Here is a 22,681-nt window from a genome sequence, read left to right as displayed (position 1 = left end):
GCTGACCGCGGTCGGCGAGCTCGGCCATGCGGTCGCAGAGCAGCTGCATGGTGGTGAGCTCGCTGAGCATGTTGGCCAGCCGCGACTGGACCAGCTGGTAGCCGCCGATGGCCCGGCCGAACTGCTGCCGTGTCGCGGCGTAGTCGGCGGCGATCTCGAAGGCCGCCATGCCGTGGCCGACCGCCTCCCACGCGGCGCCGCCGCGGGTGGCCTGCAGGACGCGGGAGACGTCCTTGAAGGACCGGCAGTTCTCGAGGCGATTGCCCGTCGGGACCCGCAGGCCCTCGAGCACGATGTCGGCCTGCTGGATCGCGCGCTTGCCGACCTTGCCGGTGATCACCTCGGGCCGGTACCCGGCCGGGTGGTTGCCCTCGGCGTCCTTCTCCACGACGAACGCGTTCACCTTGCCGTCCTCGGTGTTGCGGGCGAACAGGACGACGACGTCGGCCGCGTCCCCGTTGCCGATCCAGCGCTTGTGCCCGTCGATCACCCACTCCTCGCCCTCGCGGCGGGCGCTGGTCTCCAGGGCCACCGAGTCCGAGCCGTGCTCCGGCTCCGTGAGCGCGAAGGCCCCGGTCTTCTCCAGCCGCGCCATCGCCGGCAGCCACCGCTGCTTCTGCTCCTCGGACCCGAGCATGTTCAGCGCCCCCATGCACAGGTTGCCGTGCACGCCCAGGAACGTGTTGATGCTGCCGTCGGCCCTCGCCATCTCCCGGGCCACCATCCCGGCGGCCTTGCGGGACATCCCCGGGCAGCCGTAGCCCTGGATCGTGGTGCCGATGATGCCCAGCTCCGCCAGGCCGGGCACCAGCTCCCACGGGAACTCGGCGCGCTCCCAGTAGTCGTTGATCACGGGCAGCACACGCTGCTGGGCGAACTCGCGGACCCGGTCCCGGATCGCGATCTCCTCGGGCGTCAGGTCGTCGTCCAGCCGGAAGTAGTCGGAGGTCGCGGCGCCCGCGCGCACGGCGGCCGGGGCCTCGGTCGAGGGGGCGCTGGAGATGGTGGTCATGGTCGGTCCTTTCGTCGGCGGGTCCCAGGACCCGCGGTGGTCGGAGTGGTCGGTGCCGCCGGGCGTTCCCGGCGGGTGGCCCGCAGGATCGCGAGCAGTCCCAGCGCGGTCAGGGCGACCGCGGGGAAGACGAGGAGCGAGGCGCCGGTGGCCCACGCCAGGGAGACCCCGGAGTAGCCCACGGCCATCGCGAGGAAGCGGAACATGTTGTGGATGCCGATCGCGGTCCCGGAGCCCCCGGCGGGCGAGAGCAGGAGCTCCGTGGCCGCCGCGCTCTGGGCGAAGGCGATGCCGGTCCCGGCGAGCACGAGCCCCAGGACCACCAGGGACACGATCACCCAGTGGGCCACGCCCAGGCCGGACGAGACCATGGCCAGCGTGACCACCGGGGCGGCGACCACGAGGATCAGGACCCCACGGCCGAGCTGGACGCCGCTGCCGTGCCGGCGGCCCACCCGCGCCGCGACCGGTCCCGCCGCCGTCATGGCGAGCGCCAGGGTGAAGACCACGGCGCCGATCCGGGCCGGGCCCAGGTCCAGGTCCGAGGCGAGGAACAGGGGCACGGCCACGATGGCCACCGCCATGGACCCCATCGCCAGCCCCGCTCCGGCCGCGGCCGTGAGGTAGGCGGGGTCGCGCAGCAGGGCCGGGTCCAGCAGGGGCCGCGGGGCCGTCGCCCCGGACGCCGCCCGCCGGGCCCGGCGCCGGCAGAGGTGGGCGAACAGCCACCAGCCGAGCACCGCGCAGACCGCGCTCGCCGCCGCCCAGGACCAGGGGCCGGACTGCCCGGCCAGCACCACGGCCGCGGCCGTCGAGCCGCCGCCGAGGACGAGCCAGACCATCGCGGCCACGTGCATCGGCGGGCGCCGCCGCCCGATCCGGGGCATGAACGCCACCAGGAGGACCATCAGCACGAGCACCAGCCCGGCGTGCACCACGAAGACCCAGCGCCAGCTCAGCGCCTCGGTGAGGACACCGCCGAAGGGCGGGCCCACGGCCTGGCCCACGCCGATGGCGGAGGCCCACGCGCCCATGGTCTGCGCGGTCCGCTCCGGCCAGGTGGTGACCAGGGCCGCCTGCACGCAGGGCGGGATCGCGCTGCACGCCGCGCCCTGCACCATCCGGGCGAGCACGAGCGACTCCATGCCCGCCGCCGCGGCCGCCGTGAGCTCCGCGAGGACCATGACGCCCAGCGCCGAGATCAGGAAGGTCTTGACCCCGAGCCGGTCGCCGAGCCAGCCGGCGAGCGGGACGGCGGTGGCCATGGCCACCGTGAAGGCGCTCACGGCCAGCACCGACTGCTGGGCCGTCATGCCGAGGTCCGTCTGGATGACGTACAGCGGCGCGTTGATCACGTTCGAGGACATCGTGCCCATCGCCGTGGTGGCCAGCAGCGCCGGATAGGCGATCCGCCGCGCCCGCAGGGCGGGCCGGCCCCTCCGGAACGCGGTCATGCACGCACGGTCACGGAGTCCGGCTCCGGCTCCGGGACGACGACGCCCTCCAGGGCGGCCCGCACCGACGCCGGCAGCGGGGTGGAGCGGCCCGTGGCCGGGTCCTTCTGCACGAGCACCGTCCGGGCGCGGACGGCGACCTGCCCGCGCTGGACCAGCTCGTAGGCCACCGTGTAGGACGACCGGCCGAGGCGGCAGACCCAGACGCGGGCCGTGAGCTCGGGGCCGTGGTCGATGGAGCGCAGGTAGTCGAGCGTCAGGGAGACCACCACGCGCGGCCGGGTGGGGTCCGGGACGCCGTCCTCCCCCAGCCAGGAGGCGACCGCCGAGAGCCGCGCCTCCTCGATCAGGGTGACCACGCGGGCGTTGTTGACGTGCCGGTTCAGGTCCTGGTCGGACCAGCGCACGGGCAGCACGGTGGTGTGCACGGCGCTCACGACGCCTGCCGGACCGCGGGCTCGCCGCGCTCGAGCCACGCCAGGACGCGGTCCCGGTCGGCGTCGAGCCGCGGCGGGGCCTGCGTGTAGTCGACCGGGGTGCGGCTGAAGTCGACCGGGTGGCGGACCGTGGGGACCTCCCGGTCCCCCGCCCCGGCCAGCACCACCGGGTCCAGGCCGAGGCCCTCCGCGAACCGGACGCCCTCGTCCACCCCGAGGATCGGGGCGCAGGGCACCTTGACCGCCTTGAGCAGCTCGAACCAGTCCTCGGCGTCCCGGGCGGCGAGCCGCTCGATCATCAGCCGGCGCAGCTCCACCCGGTTGGCGTTGCGCGCGGACACCGTGGCGAACCGCTCGTCCTCGGCGAGCTCGGGCGCGCCGAGGCACCGGCACAGCCGCGCGAACTGCCCGTTGTTGCCCACCGCGATGACCATGTCCTTGTCCCGGGTGGGGAAGGGCTCGTAGGGGTAGAGGCTCGGGTGCTCGTTGCCCATCCGGGTGGGGACGCTGCCGCCGGCCACGTAGGCGGCGGACTGGTTGACCAGCCCGGACAGCGCCGAGGTCAGCAGGTTCAGCTCCACGTGCTGGCCCGTCCCGGAGGACTGCCGCTCGTGGAACGCGCCCAGGATGCCGGTGGAGGCGTGCAGGCCCGTGATGACGTCGAAGAGGGCCACGCCGGCCCGGTACGGCTCGCCGTGCTGGCTGCCGGTGAGGCTCATCATCCCGGAGAGGGCCTGGGCCAGGAGGTCGTAGCCGGGCAGATCGGCGCCGCCGGCGGTGCCGAAGCCGGTGATCGAGGCGTAGACCAGGTCCGGGCGCCAGGCGCTGACGCTCTCGTAGTCGAGGCCGTAGCGCACCAGGCCGCCGGGCTTGAAGTTCTCCACCAGGATGTCCGCCCGGGCGATGATCCGCTCCACGACCGCGAGCTGCTCGGGGTCCGAGAAGTCCAGGGCGATCGAGTGCTTGTTGCGGTTGACCGAGAGGAAGAACGTGCTCTCGCCGTCCCGGTGGGGCGGGACCCACGCGCGGGCGTCGTCCCCGGCGGTGCTCTCGATCTTGATGACGGTCGCGCCCATGTCCGCCAGCAGCATGGTGCAGTAGGGGCCGGCGAGCACGCGGCTGAGATCCGCCACCACCACCCCGGCGAGCGGGCCCGTGCCGGGGCGGCCGAAGATCTCCTGCAGGGCGTGGGCGTCCTCGAAGTGGCTCATGTTCTCTCTTTTCGTCGTCGCGTCTCGTCCGGGCTCAGCCGGCGTACTCGTACCAGCCGCGGCCGGTCTTGCGGCCGTACCGGCCCTGCTCGTAGAGCTTCTCCACGGAGGGGTGCGGGAGGTCGTCGGGGTCCCCGGTCTGCTCGTGCTGGGCCAGCCGGATCAGGTAGGCCACGTCGATGCCGACCAGGTCCATGAGCTCGAACGGCCCCATGGGGTGGCCCAGGGCCGTCCGCGCGGCCACGTCGATGTCCTCGAAGCTCGCCACGCCGTCGGCCTCGAGGCGCAGCGCCTCGTCCCGCAGGGCCCCGAGGAGGCGGTTGGCCACGAAGCCGGGGACCTCGTGGTGGAGCCGCACGGGCTGCTTGCCGAGCCGGCGGGCGAGCTCCGTGGTGGTCTCCGCGGTGGCGTCGGAGGTCTGCGGGTTGCGCACCACCTCGACGCAGGCCATGACCAGCGCCGGGTTGAAGAAGTGCATGTTGCAGACCCGGTCCGGCCGGCCGGTCGCGTCCGTGAGCAGGGACGAGGGGATGGTCGAGGAGTTGGTCGCCAGGATCGCGTGCTCGGGGGCGGCCTCGTCGAGATCCGCGAACAGCTGCCGCTTGATGTCGAGGCGCTCCACGGCGGCCTCGAGCACGAAGTCGGTGGTGCGGGCCGCCTCGAGGGAGTCGGTCGTGTACGCCATCCGGGCGAGGGCGGCGTCGACCTCCTCCCGGCTCCGGCTGCCCTTCTCGGCGAGCCGGCCGAGGCGGCGGTGCACCTCGTCCCGGGACCGCTCGAGGGCGGCGGGGTCGAGGTCGCTCGTGGTGACGGTGTAGCCGGCGAGGGCGAAGACCGCCCCGATCTGGGTGCCCATGGCACCGGATCCCACGACCAGGACGTCTCGGACGGCGTCGATGCTCGGCTGGGGGTTCATGTCTGCTCCTCGGAGGATGTGGTGGGGCCCGTCGGTGGGGCCACGGGGTTCGGGACCGGGGCTGGGGCCGGTGGTCAGTCGTCGTCGCGGAAGCGGGCGGGGCGCTTCTCCAGGAAGGCGCTCGCGCCCTCGGCCTTCTCGTCGGAGGCGTAGAGCAGGGACTGGGCCAGCCGTTCGAGCAGCAGTCCGGTGCGCTGGTCCGTCTCGGCGCCGTTGCGCACCACGAGCTTGGCCAGCCGCACCGCCAGGGGACCCTTGGCGAGGATCGTGTCCGCGGTGGCGAGCGCCGCGTCCATCAGCTCGTCCGCCGGGACCACGCTGGTCACCAGGCCGATGCGCAGGGCCTCCTCCGCATCGATGATCCGGCCGGTGAGGATCATCTCCTGGGCCCGGCCGAGCCCGACGAGCCGGGACAGCCGCTGGGTGCCGCCGGCGCCGGGGAGGATGCCGAGGTTGGTCTCGGGCAGTCCGAACCGGGCGCCGGCGGCGGCCACGCGGATGTCGCAGGACATCGCCAGCTCGTTGCCCCCGCCCAGCGCGAAGCCGTTGACCGCGGCGATCGTGGGCAGCTCGAGGTCCTGGATCCGGTCCCAGAGGCGCTGCATCCGGGCCCGCAGGCCGTCCCGCAGCGTGTAGCCGACCAGCTGGGAGATGTCCGCCCCGGCCACGAAGGCCTTCTCCCCCGCGCCGGTGAAGACGACGGCGCCGGCGTCCTCGCGCCGCTCCAGCGCGTCGAGCGCGGCCTCGATCCCGTCCAGCACCCCGACGTTCAGGGCGTTGCGCACCTCGGGGCGGTTCACTGTGACGACGGCGACCCTGCCCCGCAGCTCGGCCGTGACGGTGCCGGTCCCGGTGTCGAGGCGGGTGCCCGTGCTGTTGCCGGGCGTGGAGGTGTCCGTGGTGGTGTCCGTGGTGGTGTCCGTGGTGGTGTCGGTCATGGCGGGTCCTTCCGGTCAGACGGTGGCGGTGGCGGGCGCAGGGGCCGGGGCGGGAGCGGCGTCGTCGTCGTCCGTGGGCCCGGTCTTCACGGTGAGGAAGGTCAGCAGCACGCTCCCGGCCACGAGGACCAGGCCGGCGACGGCCGTGAGCGGCGTGGGCAGGAACAGCAGGAACCCGCCGACCGCGGCCGCGACCCGGAACAGGGCGGGCATCCGGCGGTCGAAGCCGACCGTCCAGCCCTCGATGGCCGAGGCCAGGGCGTAGACGCCCACGATGCTCAGGGCGAAGGCCAGCAGGATCCGGCCGGGCGAGTCCTGGGCGACCAGCGCGGGGTTGAGGGCGAAGCCGAACGGGACGATGTACTTCACCGCGCCGAGCTTCATCGCCGCCACGCTGGTGGCCATGGCGGGGGCCTTGGCCAGGCCCGCCGCGGCGAAGGCGGCGAGACCCACCGGCGGGGTGATGTAGGAGACGGACGCCCAGTAGATGACGAACAGGTGCGCCGCGAGCGGGTTGACCCCCAGGTCGATGACCGCCGGGACCATGACGATCGCCAGGAACACGTAGGCCGCGGAGATCGTCATGCCCATGCCGAGGATGAAGCAGGTGACGGCGCCGGCGATGAGGATGAGGACCACGTTGTCACCGACCAGCGAGACCAGCTCGCGGGCCAGGGACAGGCTCACGCCCGTGGCGGTGAGGCCGCCGACGATCAGGCCCACGCCGGCGATGATGCCGATGATGTTGCCCAGCGTCCGGCCGGACTCCACGAGGAAGTCGGCGAACTCCCGCAGCCCGAACTTCTGGCCCGGGCGCAGCACGGCCACGACCAGCAGCACCAGGATCACCCAGTACGGCACCTGGGTCTCGGAGTTCGTGAGGAACAGCAGCCCGGTCAGCAGGGCCAGGGCCAGGACGTAGGGCCAGCCCCGGACGAGCGTGGCGAGGGCCCGGGGGAGCTGGGCCACGGGCACGCCCTTGAGCCCCTTGCGGGCGGCGTAGCCGTCCACCTGCAGGTAGATGCCGAGGAAGTAGAGGACCGCGGGGATGGTCGCGGCCACCAGGATCTCCGTGTAGGGCACGCCCACGAAGGAGACCATGAGGAACGCCGCGGTGCCCATGATCGGCGGGGTGATGGACCCGCCGGAGGACGCCGTGGCCTCGATGCCGCCCGCGTAGGTGGGGCTGAACCCGGAGCGCTTCATGGCCGGGATGGTCATGGGCCCGGTGGTCAGGACGTTGGAGACGGCGCTGCCGCTCATCATGCCCATCGCGGCGCTGCTGGCCACGGACACCTTCGCCGCGCCGCCGCGGTACCGGCCGAAGATCGACATGGAGAGGTTGTGGAAGAAGTCCGCGCCGCCGGTGTGCTGCAGGGCCACCCCGAAGACCAGGAAGCCGATCAGGATGGTCGCCGCGGTCTGGATGGGCAGGCCCAGCACGCCCTCGGCGCCCATGATGTGCACCTGCGCCAGGGTCGGCAGGTCGTAGGTGACGCCCTGCAGGACGCCGATCGGCAGGTTCTCGGCGACCAGCGGGTACAGGGAGAAGAGCAGCGCGATGACCGTCACCGTGAGCCCGCCGGTGCGGCGCAGGGCCTCGAGCACCACGAGCCACAGCACGAACGCGGCGACCGTGGCGGTGGTGGGCGCCATGTACTCCCAGCCGAAGTCCTTGATCCGCGTCCCGTTGACCGCGAAGTAGCCGCACACGGCCGCCGCGACGACCATGAGCAGGACGTCGAACCACTGGACCCGGCGCTCGCGGACCGGGGCGGTGCTGCCGCCGGATCCGTGCTCCTGCTGGGCCTCCACCTGCTGCGCGAGCGGGATCTTGCGCAGGGGGTTGACGATGAACACGACCGGCAGGAACACCGCCAGGATGAGGTACAGGTAGGAGTTGGTCAGCAGGGACAGCCCGCCCACGTTCCAGAAGAAGACCTGGTTCATGGCCAGGAGCACGCCCAGGACGGTCAGCACGATCACCACCGTCCGCCAGAACGGTGTCACCCGGGTCTCAGTTCGCATCGTCGGTCTCCTCGCCGTCCAGCTCGTCGGTCTTCCAGTCCGTCCAGTTCTGCTCGAGCTCCTCCGCGGAGGAGGAGGACTCGACGACGCCGGGCCAGGCCTCGCGCATCCGCTCGCCGCGCTCGATCAGCTCGTCGTTCTTCCGCTCCAGCTCCTCGGTCCACACGCCGCGCTCCTCGAAGTAGCGGACGGTGCCCTCGTGGAAGGGGACCACCAGCGGTTCCTTGAGCACGGCGTCGAAGCCGAACTGCTTCGTGTCCGGGGTGGTGCCCTCGTAGTGCTCGTAGTTCTCGACCATGGACTTCACGAGGTGGTAGACCTCGTCCGCGTCGCGGGAGCCCATCGTGGTCAGCGGGATCGTGTACTCGAGGACGCGGGCGCTCTCGCCCTCGTCCATCCCGGCGGCGTTCGTGACCTCGCCGACCGACACCATGGGCATGAGCTCCTCCCAGGTCTCGTAGCGGGCCGGGTCCGGGTCGTCGAAGCCCAGCCACTTGACGTCCGTGGAGGACGCGAGCTCGTCGATGTTGGAGCCGACCACGTTCTGGTACAGGGCGTCGATCTGGCCCGCCTCGAGACCGGCGATCTGCTCGCCGTAGGAGATGGGGACCTTCTGGACGTCGTCCCCGGTCAGGCCGCCGTAGTTGAGGAAGCCCTCCATCTTGTTGTTGATGGACGTGTTGGCGGTCAGCTCGGGGAACCGCTTGCCCTCGAGGTCCGCGAAGGAGTCGATGCCGCTGTCCTCGCGCACCAGCAGGCCGTAGTTGCCCAGCGGCGCCCACACCATGCGGATGTCCTGGGGACCCCACTCCTCGCTGGCGTACTCGTAGTCGCCCTCGAAGGCGTAGTAGTACTCGTCCCCGGCCCGCGAGTAGTCCACGGTGCCGTTCACGAGCGGCGCCAGCCGGCCGATGCCGGTGTCGGCCGTCATCAGTCGCACCTGCACCCCCTCCTCGTTGGTGAGGGTGTTCGCGATGGCCGCGAGATCGTTGTAGGTGCCGGTGCCCACGTTGTAGGTGGACCACACCAGCTGCTGCGGCAGGCCGTTGGGGCCCACCGGTTCGTCCCCCTCGGCGCTCGCGCAGCCGGTCAGTCCCAGCACCGCGACGGCGCCCAGAGCGGCGAGCCGTGACTTCGTTGTCCTCATGATGACCTTTCGACGTGCGGTGGGGGCGCTCAGCGCCCGGAGAAGGAGGGGACCCGCTTCTCGAAGAACGACTGCTTGCCCTCCAGGAAGTCGTTGGTGCCGAAGAGCGCGGGCTGGTGGTCCCGCTCGAAGGCCAGGGCCTCGGCGAGGGAGCCGGAGGCCTCGCGGACCCCCCGCTTCACGGCGGCGACGGCGAGCGGGGCCCGGCCGGCGAGCTCCGCGGCGCGGGCGACCGCGTCGCCGAGCACGTCCGGGTCCGGCACCACGTGGTCGGCCAGCCCCGCGTCCAGGGCGGTGGCGGCGTCCACCGGGGCGGCCTCGAGCAGGATCCGCCGGGCGCGGGCCGCACCCGTGCGCTGGGCCAGGGAGTGCACCAGCCCGCCGTCCGGGGCCAGGCCCAGGCGGGTGAACGGGAAGAGGAACCGGGCGCTCTCGCCGGCCACCACCACGTCGCAGCAGCACACCAGGCCGACGGCCACGCCGGCGGCGGGCCCGGTCACCGCGGCCACGACCGGCTTCTCCAGCTGCGCGAGCTCCTGCACGAGCCCGGCCACCTCGGCCATCCGGGCGGCGGACTCGGCGGGACCGGCGGGCGGCATGGAGGCGAGGTCGCCGCCGCCGCTGAAGCAGCCTCCCGCGCCGGTGAGCACCAGGGCGCCGATCCCGGGGTCCGCGGCGAGCTCCGCCAGGGCGGCCCGCAGCCGGGTGCGCAGCTCGGGGCCGAGCACGTTGCGGCGTCGTTCGTCGTCGAGCGTCAGCACGGCCACGGCACCGGTGCGCTCGAGGCGCACCCGGGGCGGGGCGTCGACGGCGCGGGGGGACGATCGGGTCACAGGAGTCCTCCGGGAGGTGGATGGATGTCGTGCAGATCACATTCCCACGACCCACTGTGAAACCTCAAATACCTAATGTGCAGTTCAGTGATACCTAAAGCTCAAATATGAGGCGGAGTGTGTTGCCCAGGTCACGCATGCGTCATCCTCGTCAGAGGCATCCGTGCACCCCGATCCCCAGGAGGACCCATGAACGCCGCCGCGACCGACCTGCTCGACGTCGAAGCAGACCTCAGCGCCGAGGAGCTCGAGACCCGGGACACCGTCCGCGAGTTCGTGGACCGGCGGATCCGGCCCAACATCGCCGGCTGGTTCGCCGACGCCGTCTTCCCGCAGGAGATCGTCCCGGAGATGGCGCAGCTCGGACTGCTCGGCATGCACATCCAGGGCTACGGGTGCGCCGGGAAGTCCGCGGTGCAGTACGGCATCGCGATGCAGGAGCTCGAGGCCGGGGACTCCGGCCTGCGCACGTTCGTCTCCGTGCAGGGCTCGCTGGCGATGTCCGCGATCGCCAAGCACGGCTCCGAGGAGCAGAAGCAGCGCTGGCTGCCCGGCATGGCCGCCGGCGAGATCATCGGGTGCTTCGGCCTCACCGAGCCCACCGCCGGCTCGGACCCCTCGACCATGGCGACCACCGCGGTGCGCGAGGGCGACGAGTGGGTCCTCAACGGCGCCAAGCGCTGGATCGGGCTCGCCTCGATCGCCCACGTGGCCGTGATCTGGGCCAAGGCCGTCGACGAGAGCGGGCAGGAGCGCGTCCGCGGCTTCCTCGTGCCCACGGACACCCCCGGGTTCACCGCCACGCCGATCGAGCCGAAGCTGTCGATGCGCGCCTCCATCCAGTGCGACATCGCCCTCGAGGACGTCCGGCTGCCCGCCGACGCGATCCTGCCTCACCACCCCGGCCTGCGGGGACCGTTCTCGTGCCTCAACGAGGCCCGCTACGGGATCGTCTGGGGCGCCCTGGGCGCGGCCCGCGACAGCTTCGACGCCGCGCTGGCCTACTCGCAGCAGCGCATCCAGTTCGACAAGCCGCTCGCGGCCTACCAGCTCTCGCAGGCGAAGCTGGTGAACATGGCCCTGGAGATCCAGAAGGGGCAGCTGCTGGCGCTGCGCATCGGGCGGCTCAAGGACGAGGGCCGCCTGGAGAACCACATGATCTCGGTGGGCAAGCTCAACAACTGCCGGATCGCGATCGAGGTGTGCCGGGAGGCGCGCACGATGCTCGGCGGCAACGGGGTCACCCTCGAGCACTCGCCGCTGCGCCACGCCAACAACCTGGAGTCCGTGCGCACCTACGAGGGCACCGACGAGGTGCACACCCTCATCCTGGGCCAGCAGCTGACCGGGCACTCCGCCTTCCGCTGACCACGCGCCTGCCGGCCGACCCGCGAGAGTCCGGCTGACCACGCCGGGGCGTGGTCAGCCGGACTCCCGCGGGTCAGGAGACGGCGTCAGGGGCACCCGACGGCGCCGGGCGGGCTGATGAAGATCACACCGGGAGGCATGGGAGACCGGGGCGAACGCGCGTAGCATCGAAGGCTGTCCCTCCCCTTTCGTTCGGGCTCGACGACGTGCTCGTTCCCCGTCCCTGCGCCCTCCCCGGAAGGACCCGCCGTGTCCGCACCCCGCACCGCCCTGCTCCAGGTGGTCAATGCCCCCGGTCCCGCCGGCACCCGCCTCGCCATCTTCGCCCTGGCGATGGGCGGCTTCGGGGTCGGCACCACCGAGTTCGCCTCGATGGGCCTGCTGCCGTTCATCGCCGAGGACTTCGGCGCCTCGATCCCCGCCGTCGGCCAGTCCATCTCCCTCTACGCCCTGGGCGTGGTGGTCGGGGCGCCGCTCATCACGTCCCTCGCCGCCCGGGTGGAGCGCAAGACCCTGCTCCTGGCGCTGATGCTCACGTTCGTGGTGGGCAACGGGCTCTCGGCCGCCGCGCCCTCCCTCGAGTGGCTCTACGTGGCCCGGTTCCTCGCCGGCCTGCCCCACGGCGCCTACTTCGGGGTCGCCGCGGTGGTGGCCTCCTCCCTGGTGGCCCGCGAGCGGCGCGGCACGGCCGTGGCCCGGGTGATGCTGGGGCTCACCATCGCGAACATCGTGGGCGTGCCCTTCGCCGCGGCCCTGGGCGGGGCCCTCGGCTGGCGCTCCGCCTATCTCCTGGTGGTGCTCCTGGGCGCCCTGACCATCGCCGCCCTGGCCCTGTGGGTGCCGCGCACCCGCAACGAGGGCATGGCCTCGGCCGCCCAGGAGATCCGCGCCCTGGCCCGGCCCCAGGTGGCCCTGACGCTGCTCGCCGGGGCGATCGGCTTCGGCGGCATGTTCGCGGTCTACACCTACATCTCCCCGACCCTCACCGAGCTCACCGGTCTCGACATCGGCACCGTGCCGTGGGTGCTGGCCGTGTTCGGCGTGGGCATGACCGTGGGCTCGCTGCTGGCCGGTCCGCTCATCGACCGCTCGATCGAGCGCACCGCCCTCGGCGCCGGCGCGGTGTCCGGCGTGGCCCTGGCGTTCTTCGCGCTGTTCGTCCACGTCCCCGTCGCGGCCGTGCTCGGCGCGCTGTGGATCGGCATCATGGGCTCGATCTTCACGACCTCGCTCCAGGTGCGCCTGCTGCGCGAGGCCAAGGACGCCCCGTCCCTGACCGCCGCGATGAACCACGCGGCGTTCAACCTGGCCAACGCCGTGGGCGCGTTCCTCGGCGGTGTGGTCATCTCCGCCGGCTGGGGCTACCGCTCCCCCGCCTGGGTGGGCGTCGGCCTGGCCGCGGCCGGCCTGCTCATCCTGGGCTACGCGGCGCTGCGGCGCCGCAACGCCCCGGCCGAGACCCGGTAGCACCCGCCCGCCGGGCGGAGCGCTGGGCTCGGCCCAGCCGTGCGCTGCCCGAGCCGCGCTGCCCAGCCGTGCGCTGCCCGGCCCGCGTGCTCAGCCCGGGCGCTGCTCGCGGGCGAGCACGCGCCGACGAGTGGCGCGCACCAGGGCGGCCACCAGCCGCTCGAGGGGGCCCTGCCCCATGGCCTGGCGCCAGAGGAGGGCGAAGGCCATCGCCACGGCCACGTGGATCCAGAACCACAGCGGCTGGTCGTAGTGCACCTCGGCGGCCAGCGCGAGCAGGTGCGCCGAGTACACGGTGAGGGTCATCGCGCCCATCGCGCTCAGCGGCAGCAGCCAGGAGGCCCAGCGGCGGGCCAGCAGGAGGAACACGCCCAGGGCGGCCACCGCGGAGCCCAGACCCAGCAGCAGGGCCGGCGGGGTGTTGGTGTACGGACCGCCGACCGTCAGCCACCACCACGTGGTCGTCGGCAGCGTCGGGTCGGGGCCGAACACGATGACCTCGGTGACGAGCTCCTCGTCGACGCCGGGGGTGCGGGCCACGAGCTGGTCGAGGCCGCCGGCCCGGTCGACGAGCACCCATGAGGCCAGCGAGGCCCCGGCGGCCAGCAGCGCCCCGCCCAGCACCAGTCCGGTCTGGACCCGGATCCCGGCGAGGTCGAGCCGGCCGATGGCCAGGCCGGTCAGCAGGTAGGCCAGGTACGGCAGGGCGGGGAAGGTCCCGGTCAGCAGCAGCCGGGCCGCGGTGGCCCCGGGGTCCCCGACGAGGTCGAGGTAGTCCGGGTTGTAGCGCTCCACGACCGGCAGGACGTCCCGCAGCAGGTGCACCAGCGCGGGACCGGCCAGGGCGAAGACCCCCGCCCAGACGAACAGGGCGCGGGCGGGCAGGCGCAGGAACGGGATCGCCAGCAGGAAGAAGGCCCCGTAGTAGACGAGGATGTTGACGGCCGGGACCTCGTCGATGGTACTCCCCGGCAGCACGTGGTTGATCGCCAGCCCCAGGCCCGCGATCAGCAGCGCACGGACGGCCACCCCCGCCCGGTCGGCGGTCATCGCCCGGCCGGTGTGCGGTGTCCGGCCACCGGTGCTGAAGGCCAGGCCCACGCCCGCCAGGAGGGCGAACAGCGCCGCGGAGCGGCCGGCGAAGACGGTCCACTGCGCGGTGGGCTCGAAGGTCTCCGGGTCCCACGAGGGCAGGATGTGGATCGCGATCATCCCGATCAGGGCCAGGCCGCGGGCGGCGTCCACCCCGACGAGGCGGCGCTTGGCGGGTGCGGCGGCCGAGCTCGCGGTGGAACTCGCGGCCGAGCCCGTGGCCGGGTCGGCCGCCGCGCGGCCGGTCGAGGTCTCGTCCGCGAGCGGAGTGCTCGCCGGCCGCGCGGGGACCGGCGCCCACGGCACGGTCCTCGGCGGGCGGCCCCGGGAATCGGTCATGACAGCGGCCCCCTCAGCGCGGCACGGCGGCGGGCCCCCTGCCCGCCGGACCGGTCGGAGGACCGGTGCACACCCCACCTTTGCTGGCGCACATGTGGTGGGCTTTTCGGAATGCTGTGCTTCCGCTGTGACGCGGGCCACGCGCCCGCCGGCGGGCGACCGGTCGCAGGACCTCCCGAGGCCTACACGGCCTCGGGGCGCCTCGATGAACGGAGGGCGCCGAGGACGGCGCGCACCCGGCGCGGCGCCGCAGCGGGAGCGGTGACCGGGGCCGCGGCCGTGGCCGTGGCCGACGACGAGGGCACCACGACGGGGCGCTGGGCCGCCGTGTGCCGGTAGGCCATGGCCTGCAGCTCCACCACCGGGTACTCGAGGCTGCGCCGGGCGGACTCGCTGGGGCGGGTGGTGGCGAAGGCGGTGGCCGCGTCCTGCAGGGACCGCGCGGCGATGAACGGGGCGGCCGCTTCGACGTGGGGCCGCACCGCGTGGCGGTAGACGGCGCGGTCGGAATCGGCGCAGTCCTCCCACCGGGGTGCTCCGGGGTGGGCGGCCCGCTCGTACTGGGCGCGGGCGGCGGCCTCGACGGCGTCGGTGATGGTGATGGTGCGCATGTCCGCTCCTGGGTGTCCGGTGGGTGGCTGGCTCGAGTGGTTCCACTGTCCGTCCGGAGTCTGTGCCGGAGCTGTGTCGACCACCCCGGCCTGTCTGAGAATCCCGGCTGCACCGCACAGGCTGCGCACAGCTTCCACAGGACGTGCGCCTAATCTGGTGCGCAACAGTGGCAGTGTCACGTCCGCCCGGCACCGGGAGCTCCCATGTCCTACTCCTCCAGCTTCTCCGTCCTCACCGAGGTCCTGCCTCGCCTGACCCACCCTGACGGCTCGCCGATCCGGGTGCTGGTGGTGGACGACGAGCCGGCGCTGGCCGATCTCGTGGCCATGGGCACGGGCATGTGCGGGTGGGACGCCCGGATCTCCCACGAGGGGTTCGACGCCGTCCAGCAGGCGCGGGACTTCGCCCCCGACGTGCTGGTCCTGGACCGGATGCTGCCCGGCCTGGACGGGCTGGAGGTCCTGGCCCGGATCCGCCAGTCCTATCCCGAAGTGCCGGTGCTGTTCCTCACGGCCAAGGACACGGTCCAGGACCGGATCGAGGGGCTCGCCTCGGGCGGGGACGACTACGTGACCAAGCCCTTCTCGATCGAGGAGGTGCTCATCCGGCTGCACCGGCTCGTGCAGCGCTCCGGGGTCGCCGCGCAGGACAGCGCCACCCTGGTGGTCGGGGACCTGGTGCTCAACATCGACAGCCGCGAGGTCACCCGCGCCGGGGAGCCGGTCGAGCTGACCACCACGCAGTTCGAGCTGCTGCGCTACCTGATGGAGAACCCGCGCCGGGTCCTGTCCAAGGCCCAGATCCTGGACAACGTGTGGCACTACGACTTCTCGGGCCAGGCCAACATCGTGGAGCTCTACATCTCCTACCTCCGCAAGCGGATCGACGCGGGCCGCTCCCCCATGATCCACACCGTGCGCGGCGCCGGGTACGTCATCAAGCCCGCGTCCTGATGCCGCACGGCCCGCTCCCCCCGCGCCGCCTGCGCCTGGCCACCCGGCTCATCGCCGGCGTGCTCCTCCTCCTGGCGGTGGTCCTCCTCGTGCTGGGCGCCACGATCGTGGAGCTCACCCGCCAGGACCTCGTCGAGCGGCTCGACGGATCGCTGCGCCAGGCCACCGGGCGGGCGCTGACCTTCACCCGGGGGGACCCCGCCCTGGAGCGGGACCCCCTCGACGCCCCAGGCCAGCCGGTGGGCGTCCTGGTGGCCGTGCTGCAGGAGGACGAGGTGGTCAGGGCGTCCTACCGCACCGGGTCCGGGGAGCCCGCGCCGCTGCCCGAGGAGGACGTCGCCGCCCTGCGGGAGGCGGGCGCCTTCGCGGCCGAGAGCCCGGACGAGCGCGGCTTCGGGGACCCTCGGCGCTCCACGGGCACGGAGCAGGGGCGGCTCTCCGACGTGGACCTGTCCGTGGGCGAGTACCGGGTCGAGTCGGTCGCCCGGGACGGGCGCAACGGCAGCCAGGTGCTGGTGACCGGGCTGCCCACCGCGTCGGTCGACGAGACCGTGGCGGAACTCGTCACCACCATGACCGCGGGCAGCCTGCTCGCGCTGGTGACCACGGCGGTGGCCGGGACCGTCGTCGTGCGCCGTGCCCTGCGGCCGCTGGAACAGGTCTCGGCGGCGGCGTCCCGCGTCGCCCGCCTGCCGCTGGCCTCGGGCGAGGTCTCCCTCGCCGACCAGCACGTGCCCGCCGGGCTGGCCCGCCCCGGCACGGAGGTCGGGGAGGTGGGCCACGCCCTGAACTCCCTGCTCGAGAACGTGGACTCGGCCCTGGCCGCGCGCCAGCACTCCGAGACCCGGCTGCGCGAGTTCGTGGCGGACGCCTCCCACGAGCTGCGCACCCCCCTGGCGGCCGTGCGCGGCTACACGGACATGCTGCAGCTCACCGAGCCGCTGACCGGCACCGGCCGCGCCTCGCTGGCCCGGGTGGAGCAGCAGACGCTGCGGATGACCGCCCTGGTCGAGGACCTGCTGCTGCTCGCCCGCCTGGACGAGGGCCGCCCCCCGGAGCTGCGGGACGCCGACCTCGGCGAGCTCGTGCTCGAGGCCCTCACCGACGCCTCGGCCGCGGGCCCCGACCACGACTGGGCCCTGGACGTGCCGGCGGAGCCGGTGCCCGTGCGGGCGGACGTCGCCCAGCTCCACCAGGTGCTGGCCAACCTGCTCTCCAACGCCCGCAAGCACACCCCGCCCGGCACCGCGGTGACCGCCGCCGTGCGGGCCACCCGGGACGGCTGGGCGGAGGCCTCCGTGCTCGACGCCGGCCCGGGCATCCCGCGGGAGTTCCAGGCCAGGCTCTTCGAGCGCTTCAGCCGCCTGGACACCTCCCGGCAGACCCGGGAGGGCAGCACCGGGCTGGGCCTGTCCATCGTCCGCTCGGTGGTGCAGGCGCACGGCGGCACGGTGGACGTGGAGTCCCGCCCGGGCCGCACGCTCTTCACCGTCCGGCTCCCGCTGGGCACCGGCGCAGCGGTGCCCGCCGCGCCCCGGTGACCGACGGCCGCGGGCGCCTCAGGTCCGACGACGACGGCGGCGGTGGCGGCCGAGCCAGCCCGCCGGGCCGCCGTGGACGAGCAGGTGCCGGGTGTGGGGGTCCAGGAGCATCAGGTAGGCGGTGAACAGCAGGGCGGTGACGAACGCGATCGTCGAGGCGTCGACCGTCAGCTCGATGAAGGGCCACACGGAGAGCTGGTCCTGGGCGCCGAAGATCACGAAGAAGGTGATCACGATGTACAGGGAGCGGATCTGCCAGTTGTCCCTGATGCCGGTCGCGGCGAGGAAGGGGAGGAACCACAGGATGTACCAGGGCTGGATGATCGGGGAGAGCAGCACCACGGCGGCGAACGCCAGGCCGAGCCTGCGGACCACCTGGTGGTCGTCGCCGCGGAACATCAGGAGCAGGACCAGGCCGATGGCGGCGTACTGCAGGACATCGCGCAGCACGGAGGCCATGGCCGCGCCCGGCAGGCCCACCGCGTTCGCGAGGTCGCGGAGCTGCTGGCCCAGGAACCCGGAGGGCGAGTACCCGGTGTACCCCGGGGTGGGGTCGACCAGCGCCCAGACCCACCCGGTGCCCAGCTGGTAGGGGAGCCCGCTCAGCAGCAGCACCCCGAAGCTGATCGCCGCCGTGGCCGCCCACAGGGCGAACTTCCGCCGCCAGGACGCTCTCGGCCCCGCCCACAGGAGGCCGATGAACGGCAGCAGGAGGATGGTGATCGGCTTGATCCCGATGGAGGCGGTCACCAGGAGGACCCCGGTCACCGGGCGGCCCGTGGCCGCGAAGTACGTTCCCGCCACGGCCAGTCCGAGCATCAGCGCGTCGTTGTGCGCGCTGGCCACGAAGCTGATGAGGAACAGCGGGTTGGCCACCGCGATCCACAGCGCACGAGCCGGGTCGACCCCGTGCAGCCGCGCGAGCCTGGGCACGTACACGACGCAGAGGAGGACACCGGCGCAGGCCAGGATCCGGAAGAGCAGGACGGAGAGATCCGGCTGCGCGCCCGTGAGGGCCACGACCGCGCGCGCCAGCCACAGGAAGTACGGCCCGTAGGGCGTCCGGGCCTCGGCCCAGGTCGGGTCCGTGCCCAGCATGAACCAGTTCTCCAGGGCGGAGATGCCGGTCGTGTACGGGTTCTGCCCGGCCAGCATCAGACGGCCCTGGCCGACGTAGGCGTACACGTCCCGGGAGAAGATGGGCACGGCGAAGAACAGCGGCAGCGACCAGGCGCACACGGCCAGCACCACGGAGCGCTGGGCGCCCGCCGGCCCGCCCTGGAGCCGCTGCCCGAGCCGGAGCCAGGAGCGCACCAGCAGCATGGCGCCGACGGTCAGCAGCACGGTGCAGGCGTAGACGCCCCACCCCTCGACCCGCAGCGCGATGACCAGGGGGTGGCGGACCATGGGCGAGCCGTTGGCGATCCACCCGGTGCCGACCGAGCCGACGAGCATCATCAGGGAGCCGACGAACCCCTGCAGGACGGCGATGTGCGCTCGCGGGTCCGGCTGGGCGCCGGGCGTGTCCTGGCGGAAGGGGACGGTGCTGACGGTCCGGCCCCCGCGGCTCCGCGGCCCCTCCGGATGCGAACCCCCTGCCGTCATGACGTGCGCTGATCCCCTATGTGAGTCGCTGCCGGGCGGACAGGTGTGCTGAGCGCTCTCCAGGAGCGTGTTCCAGCCATGATGCCACCTCGTGGCCCCGGCGTCCCGGGATGCCGCCGCGCCCTTCGGCCCGGGGTCGCTGCGCACGGATCATGACGCCCGGTTCCGGGCGGTCCGCGCCCGGCCACGTAGCATGGTGGGGCAGCGGCCCTGTGGTCCTGCGACCCCACACCCTTGACGAGGATTGACCCATGTCCACGGACACGACCTTCAGCATGCTCACCCGGTTCCGGAACCGCCTCGCGACCCCGCGGTGGCACGCCTGGTCGAGATCCCCGCGGGGACTGCTCGCCGGCTTCGTCCTGGTGCACCTCGTGTTCCTGGGATTCGCCCTGTCCCTGTCCCTGTCCGGCGCAGCCTTCAGCGACACCTACATCTACCGCGCGTGGGCCGAGGCCGGCTTCGACGAGCAGAACCTCAACGGCGAGCCCACCCCCTGGGTCTATCCGGTGCTGGCGCTGGTGCCCGTCGCGCTGGCCGGTGCGGCCGGCCCGGGGCCGTTCTTCTTCCTGTGGGTCCTGATGATCACCGTGCTCAACGGCTGGGCCGTGGGGAAGCTGACGGACTGGGGCCGCGCCCGGCACGCCGTTCCCGCCGCGTGGTGGTGGCTGGGCTTCGTCTTCCTCATGGGGTGGCTGGGCTTCGCCCGCGTCGACGGGCTCACGGCTCCCCTGGTGCTCGTCGCCCTGGTCTACGGCGTGGCGCACCCGGTGGCCGCCTCGGTCCTGCTCAGTGTCGCCACCTGGATGAAGGTCTGGCCGGCGGCGGTCGTGCTCGCCCTCGTCACCGTGGTGCGCCGGCGGGTGGCGGTCGTCGTCGCGGGTCTGCTGGTCAGCGCGGCCGCGGCCGGGGTCGCCGCCGCCATGGGCGCGCTGCCGAGGCTCTTCGACTTCCTCACCCAGCAGGGGGACCGGGGCATGCAGCTGGAGGCCACGTTCACCACCCCGTGGCTGTGGTCGTCCGTGCTGGGTGTGGGTGGATCCCGGATGTACATGAACACGGAGATCAACTCCATGCAGGTCGACGGCCCCGGCACGGCGACGATGGCCGTGCTGATGCAGCCGCTGCTGCTGGTGGCCGCCGCCGCGGTGGCCCTCCTGATCGCCCGGGGCCTGCGCAACGGCGAGCGGTCCGGCGACACCGACCGGACCGAGCTGCTGCTGGCCGGGTCGCTGACCATGGTCACCGCCTTCATCGTGTTCAACAAGGTCGGCTCCCCGCAGTTCATGGTGTGGCTGGCGCCGGCCGTGGCCGTGGGGCTGACCCACCACTGGAGGGCGTGGCGGGTGCCGGCGGCCATGCTCATCGCCATCGCCCTGGCCACGTTCCTCGTCTACCCGATGTTCTACTGGGAGCTGAGCCACAACGACCCGGCCATGGCTCTCGTGCTGACCCTGCGCAACGCCCTGCTGGTGGTGCTCCTGTGGTGGTCGGCGCGCCGCCTGTACCAGCTGGGCACCCGGCGCCCCGCCACCGCGCCCGCCACGGCGCCCGCCCCCGCCGCGCCGGCGCCCGCCGCGAAGGAGGCCTGAGATCTCCGCCGCCCTCTTCGACCGGCTGACCCGCGTCCGCGACGCCGTCCTGCCCGCCCGCGCCGTGGCCTGGTTCGCCCGCCCGGCCGGCGTGTGGTGGGGCTTCGCCGTCGTCCACCTGTACTTCCTGGGCTGGATGATGTCCTTCGTCATCCACGGCGAGGCCTTCAGCGACACCGAGCAGTACCGCCAGTGGGCCATGGCCGGGTACGACCCCACCGATGCCGGGGACGGGATCAGCCCGTGGGTGTACCCGGTGCTGGCGCAGATCCCGATCCTCCTGGCGGGGATCGCCGGCCCCGGCCCCTACCTGCTGGTCTGGACGCTGATCGTCACCGTGCTCAACGCCGTCGCCCTGGTCTGCCTCACGCGGGGCCGGGGGGCCCGGCAGGGCATCGCCCCGGCCTGGTGGTGGCTGTTCTTCACCGTGTTCCTGGGCTACCTGAGCTTCGCCCGGGTGGAGGGCATCGCGGCCCCGATCGTGCTGATCGGACTCCTGTACGCGTCCGAGCGGCCTGTGCTCGGCTCCGTGCTGCTGAGCGTCGCCACTTGGATCAAGGTGTGGCCGGCGGCCGTTCTGCTCGCCCTGTTCATCGCCTGCCGGCAGCGCGTCCAGGTGGTGGCCGCCGGGGTGGGGGTCACCGCCGCGGTGGTGCTGGGCACGTACCTGACGGGCGGCCTGCCGCACATCGCGGACTTCCTGGTCAACCAGGGAGAGCGCGGCATGCAGCTGGAGGCCACGTTCTCCACCCCGTGGGTGTGGGCGAGCGTCTTCGACGTGGCCGGATCGCGGATGGCCGACAACGTGGCCATCAACTCCACCGAGGTCTACGGCCCGGGCACCGAGATCGTCGCGTTCCTGATGCAGCCGCTGCTCGTGCTCGCCGTCCTGGCAGGAGCCGTCCTGCTGGTCCGTGCGCTGCGGCGCGGGGCCGAGCGGGAGGAGCTCTTCTACGAGGGGGCGCTGATGATGACCGCGGTCTTCATCGTGTTCAACAAGGTGGGGTCCCCGCAGTTCATGATCTGGCTCGCCCCGGTCGTCGTGGCCGGGCTGGTGCACGACTGGCAGCGGTGGCGGACGCCGGCGGCGCTGCTGATGGGCATCGCGGTCACCACGTTCGTGATCTATCCGCTGTTCTACACCCCGCTCATCCACGCGCACCCGGCCATGGCGGCCGTGCTGACCACCCGCAACGTGCTGCTCGTCGTCCTGCTGTGCTGGTCCGTGCAGCGCGTGGCCCGGCTGCAGCAGGTCCCCGCCCGCCCCGCGGAGCTGGCCACCACCTGAGCCCGCGGCGCCGGCTCGCGTCCGGCGCGGGGAGCGGGGAACACCTGTCCCGGCGCGGCCGCCTCCTGTGGGCGAGGAGAGGTGATGCGCACTCCCCGGCGCCGGCCCCGACGCAGGGGACGGCCCGTCAGCCGTTCCGTCCGAGGGCGTCGAGCATCCGCCGCTCGACGTCCGGCACAAGGGTCTCGCCGTAGGTGGAGGTCACGTGGTCCAGGTCCATGTACACCTGGATGTTGCCGATCACGCCCGGGCAGATGTCCTCGGTGCACAGGCGGTCGGTGAGGTCGATGCTGTGCAGGTCCTCGTGCCGGGCGGCCAGTTCCTCAAGCGGATTCTCCGGGAGGAGAGATTCGGAGCGGGCCGGGTTGCAGCGATCGTGGTCGGGGCCGTAGGTCTCCACGCAGGCGAACATGCTGAAGGGGAAGCGCGGGTTGTCGCGGAAGGCGAGGACCGGGATCCCGGCGTCCAGGAAGGGGGTGACCCCGTCCTCGTAGCCGTCGACGAGCTTCTCGTGCGGGGCCTCGGCCAGGGACAGGGTGCCGATGGTGACGACGGCGTCGGGGTCGGCCTCGAGAGCCGCCTGACGGGTGGCGGCGTTGAACTCGTTGCACTCCTCGTCCCGGTTGTCGGACCCGGACGTGTAGCGGCAGGCATTGCGCAGGTAGGAGATCACCCGCCAGTTGTTGGCGTCGGCGACCCGGTGGATCGGGGTGAGCAGCTGCTGGGCGTGGGAGTCGCCGAGCACCACCAAGGTGCGCTCCGGGGCGCTGCCGTCCTCGGGTTCGATGAGCCAGCAGTTGCCGAGGTCGCCGATGCCGGCGGGGACGTCCCCGGTGTCGCAGCGCACG

General features: G+C 72.9%; 19 protein-coding genes. 6 read left to right on the top strand and 13 right to left on the bottom strand.

Going from position 1 to position 22,681, the window contains the following annotated elements; genetic code table 11:
* The 9 genes from AC6CH6_RS17800 to AC6CH6_RS17760 all read right to left on the bottom strand — a co-directional run.
* A partial coding sequence (locus AC6CH6_RS17800; RefSeq protein WP_498256154.1) for an acyl-CoA dehydrogenase family protein occupies positions 1-1,012 on the bottom strand: 1,012 nt, incomplete at its 3' end.
* Complete coding sequence (locus tag AC6CH6_RS17795; protein WP_498256153.1) at positions 1,009-2,466, bottom strand: MFS transporter; 1,458 nt, start codon at positions 2,464-2,466, stop codon at positions 1,009-1,011. The genes AC6CH6_RS17795 and AC6CH6_RS17800, both read right to left, overlap by 4 nt.
* Entirely contained in the window at positions 2,463-2,903 is a 441-nt protein-coding gene (locus tag AC6CH6_RS17790; RefSeq protein ID WP_498256152.1) for an acyl-CoA thioesterase, read from the bottom strand. Before AC6CH6_RS17790 ends, AC6CH6_RS17795 begins: the two co-directional genes overlap by 4 nt.
* Positions 2,900-4,114, bottom strand: a complete 1,215-nt coding sequence (locus AC6CH6_RS17785; RefSeq protein WP_498256151.1) for a CaiB/BaiF CoA transferase family protein — start codon at positions 4,112-4,114, stop codon at positions 2,900-2,902. Before AC6CH6_RS17785 ends, AC6CH6_RS17790 begins: the two co-directional genes overlap by 4 nt.
* 34 nt (positions 4,115-4,148) lie before the next feature.
* Positions 4,149-5,030, bottom strand: coding sequence for a 3-hydroxyacyl-CoA dehydrogenase family protein (locus AC6CH6_RS17780; RefSeq protein ID WP_133409506.1), 882 nt, complete (start codon positions 5,028-5,030; stop codon positions 4,149-4,151).
* A 74-nt stretch (positions 5,031-5,104) separates the two neighbouring features.
* Positions 5,105-5,968, bottom strand: coding sequence for an enoyl-CoA hydratase/isomerase family protein (locus tag AC6CH6_RS17775; protein ID WP_498256150.1), 864 nt, complete (start codon positions 5,966-5,968; stop codon positions 5,105-5,107).
* A gap of 15 nt (positions 5,969-5,983) precedes the next feature.
* Positions 5,984-7,996, bottom strand: coding sequence for a TRAP transporter permease (locus AC6CH6_RS17770; RefSeq protein WP_498256149.1), 2,013 nt, complete (start codon positions 7,994-7,996; stop codon positions 5,984-5,986).
* The gene (locus AC6CH6_RS17765; protein ID WP_115163236.1) at positions 7,986-9,143 is read right to left on the bottom strand and encodes a TAXI family TRAP transporter solute-binding subunit; all 1,158 of its coding nucleotides are present in this window, start codon (positions 9,141-9,143) and stop codon (positions 7,986-7,988) included. The genes AC6CH6_RS17770 and AC6CH6_RS17765 overlap by 11 nt, the downstream gene beginning before the upstream one ends.
* A 29-nt stretch (positions 9,144-9,172) precedes the next feature.
* Complete coding sequence (locus tag AC6CH6_RS17760; protein ID WP_498256148.1) at positions 9,173-9,976, bottom strand: enoyl-CoA hydratase/isomerase family protein; 804 nt, start codon at positions 9,974-9,976, stop codon at positions 9,173-9,175.
* A gap of 189 nt (positions 9,977-10,165) precedes the next feature.
* Here AC6CH6_RS17760 and AC6CH6_RS17755 point away from each other — a divergent pair, with 189 nt between their 5' ends.
* On the top strand, positions 10,166-11,344 hold the full coding sequence (locus AC6CH6_RS17755) for an acyl-CoA dehydrogenase family protein (protein WP_109269030.1): 1,179 nt from the start codon (positions 10,166-10,168) through the stop codon (positions 11,342-11,344).
* A gap of 249 nt (positions 11,345-11,593) precedes the next feature.
* Positions 11,594-12,811 carry an MFS transporter gene (locus AC6CH6_RS17750; protein WP_109269031.1) on the top strand — a complete coding sequence of 406 codons (1,218 nt, stop codon included), beginning with the start codon at positions 11,594-11,596 and terminating at the stop codon, positions 12,809-12,811.
* 90 nt (positions 12,812-12,901) lie between these two features.
* On the opposite strand, the gene AC6CH6_RS17745 is transcribed toward AC6CH6_RS17750, so the two are convergent.
* Positions 12,902-14,242, bottom strand: a complete 1,341-nt coding sequence (locus AC6CH6_RS17745) for a heparan-alpha-glucosaminide N-acetyltransferase domain-containing protein (protein ID WP_498256147.1) — start codon at positions 14,240-14,242, stop codon at positions 12,902-12,904.
* Between the two features lie 182 nt (positions 14,243-14,424).
* Positions 14,425-14,853, bottom strand: coding sequence for a hypothetical protein (locus AC6CH6_RS17740; protein ID WP_498256146.1), 429 nt, complete (start codon positions 14,851-14,853; stop codon positions 14,425-14,427).
* A gap of 204 nt (positions 14,854-15,057) precedes the next feature.
* On the opposite strand from AC6CH6_RS17740, the gene AC6CH6_RS17735 reads away from it, so the two are divergent.
* Both AC6CH6_RS17735 and AC6CH6_RS17730 read left to right on the top strand, forming a co-directional pair.
* Positions 15,058-15,807 (top strand): response regulator transcription factor, encoded by a 750-nt coding sequence (locus tag AC6CH6_RS17735; protein ID WP_035924206.1) that lies wholly within the window; start codon positions 15,058-15,060, stop codon positions 15,805-15,807.
* Positions 15,807-17,348: a sensor histidine kinase gene (locus tag AC6CH6_RS17730; protein WP_498256145.1), complete on the top strand. Its 1,542-nt coding sequence runs from the start codon at positions 15,807-15,809 to the stop codon at positions 17,346-17,348. The genes AC6CH6_RS17735 and AC6CH6_RS17730 overlap by 1 nt, the downstream gene beginning before the upstream one ends.
* A gap of 18 nt (positions 17,349-17,366) precedes the next feature.
* Here AC6CH6_RS17730 and mptB read toward each other — a convergent pair whose 3' ends face one another.
* Positions 17,367-18,953: a polyprenol phosphomannose-dependent alpha 1,6 mannosyltransferase MptB gene (gene mptB, locus AC6CH6_RS17725; protein WP_498256144.1), complete on the bottom strand. Its 1,587-nt coding sequence runs from the start codon at positions 18,951-18,953 to the stop codon at positions 17,367-17,369.
* Between the two features lie 251 nt (positions 18,954-19,204).
* Here mptB and AC6CH6_RS17720 point away from each other — a divergent pair, with 251 nt between their 5' ends.
* Together AC6CH6_RS17720 and AC6CH6_RS17715 are read left to right on the top strand one after the other, a co-directional pair.
* Positions 19,205-20,545 carry a glycosyltransferase 87 family protein gene (locus tag AC6CH6_RS17720; RefSeq protein ID WP_498256143.1) on the top strand — a complete coding sequence of 447 codons (1,341 nt, stop codon included), beginning with the start codon at positions 19,205-19,207 and terminating at the stop codon, positions 20,543-20,545.
* Positions 20,546-20,609: 64 nt separating this feature from the next.
* Entirely contained in the window at positions 20,610-21,833 is a 1,224-nt protein-coding gene (locus AC6CH6_RS17715; protein ID WP_498256142.1) for a glycosyltransferase 87 family protein, read from the top strand.
* Between the two features lie 127 nt (positions 21,834-21,960).
* On the opposite strand, the gene AC6CH6_RS17710 is transcribed toward AC6CH6_RS17715, so the two are convergent.
* Positions 21,961-22,681: SGNH hydrolase domain-containing protein (locus AC6CH6_RS17710; RefSeq protein ID WP_498256141.1), on the bottom strand; the 721-nt coding region annotated here is incomplete at its 5' end.

It is taken from the genome of Kocuria sp. GQ42, from assembly GCF_059758435.1.
Note: the sequence above shows the minus strand (reverse complement) of the source record. Positions and strands in the feature narration are given on the sequence as shown.

Coding starts and splice junctions, on each gene's coding strand:
- AC6CH6_RS17775 (WP_498256150.1), bottom strand. CDS start 5,968: ATGACCGACACCACCACGGACACCACCACGGACACCACCACGGACACC.
- AC6CH6_RS17755 (WP_109269030.1), top strand. CDS start 10,166: ATGAACGCCGCCGCGACCGACCTGCTCGACGTCGAAGCAGACCTCAGC.
- AC6CH6_RS17745 (WP_498256147.1), bottom strand. CDS start 14,242: ATGACCGATTCCCGGGGCCGCCCGCCGAGGACCGTGCCGTGGGCGCCG.
- AC6CH6_RS17770 (WP_498256149.1), bottom strand. CDS start 7,996: ATGCGAACTGAGACCCGGGTGACACCGTTCTGGCGGACGGTGGTGATC.
- AC6CH6_RS17765 (WP_115163236.1), bottom strand. CDS start 9,143: ATGAGGACAACGAAGTCACGGCTCGCCGCTCTGGGCGCCGTCGCGGTG.
- AC6CH6_RS17740 (WP_498256146.1), bottom strand. CDS start 14,853: ATGCGCACCATCACCATCACCGACGCCGTCGAGGCCGCCGCCCGCGCC.
- AC6CH6_RS17735 (WP_035924206.1), top strand. CDS start 15,058: ATGTCCTACTCCTCCAGCTTCTCCGTCCTCACCGAGGTCCTGCCTCGC.
- mptB (WP_498256144.1), bottom strand. CDS start 18,953: ATGACGGCAGGGGGTTCGCATCCGGAGGGGCCGCGGAGCCGCGGGGGC.
- AC6CH6_RS17780 (WP_133409506.1), bottom strand. CDS start 5,030: ATGAACCCCCAGCCGAGCATCGACGCCGTCCGAGACGTCCTGGTCGTG.
- AC6CH6_RS17785 (WP_498256151.1), bottom strand. CDS start 4,114: ATGAGCCACTTCGAGGACGCCCACGCCCTGCAGGAGATCTTCGGCCGC.
- AC6CH6_RS17795 (WP_498256153.1), bottom strand. CDS start 2,466: ATGACCGCGTTCCGGAGGGGCCGGCCCGCCCTGCGGGCGCGGCGGATC.
- AC6CH6_RS17730 (WP_498256145.1), top strand. CDS start 15,807: ATGCCGCACGGCCCGCTCCCCCCGCGCCGCCTGCGCCTGGCCACCCGG.
- AC6CH6_RS17720 (WP_498256143.1), top strand. CDS start 19,205: ATGTCCACGGACACGACCTTCAGCATGCTCACCCGGTTCCGGAACCGC.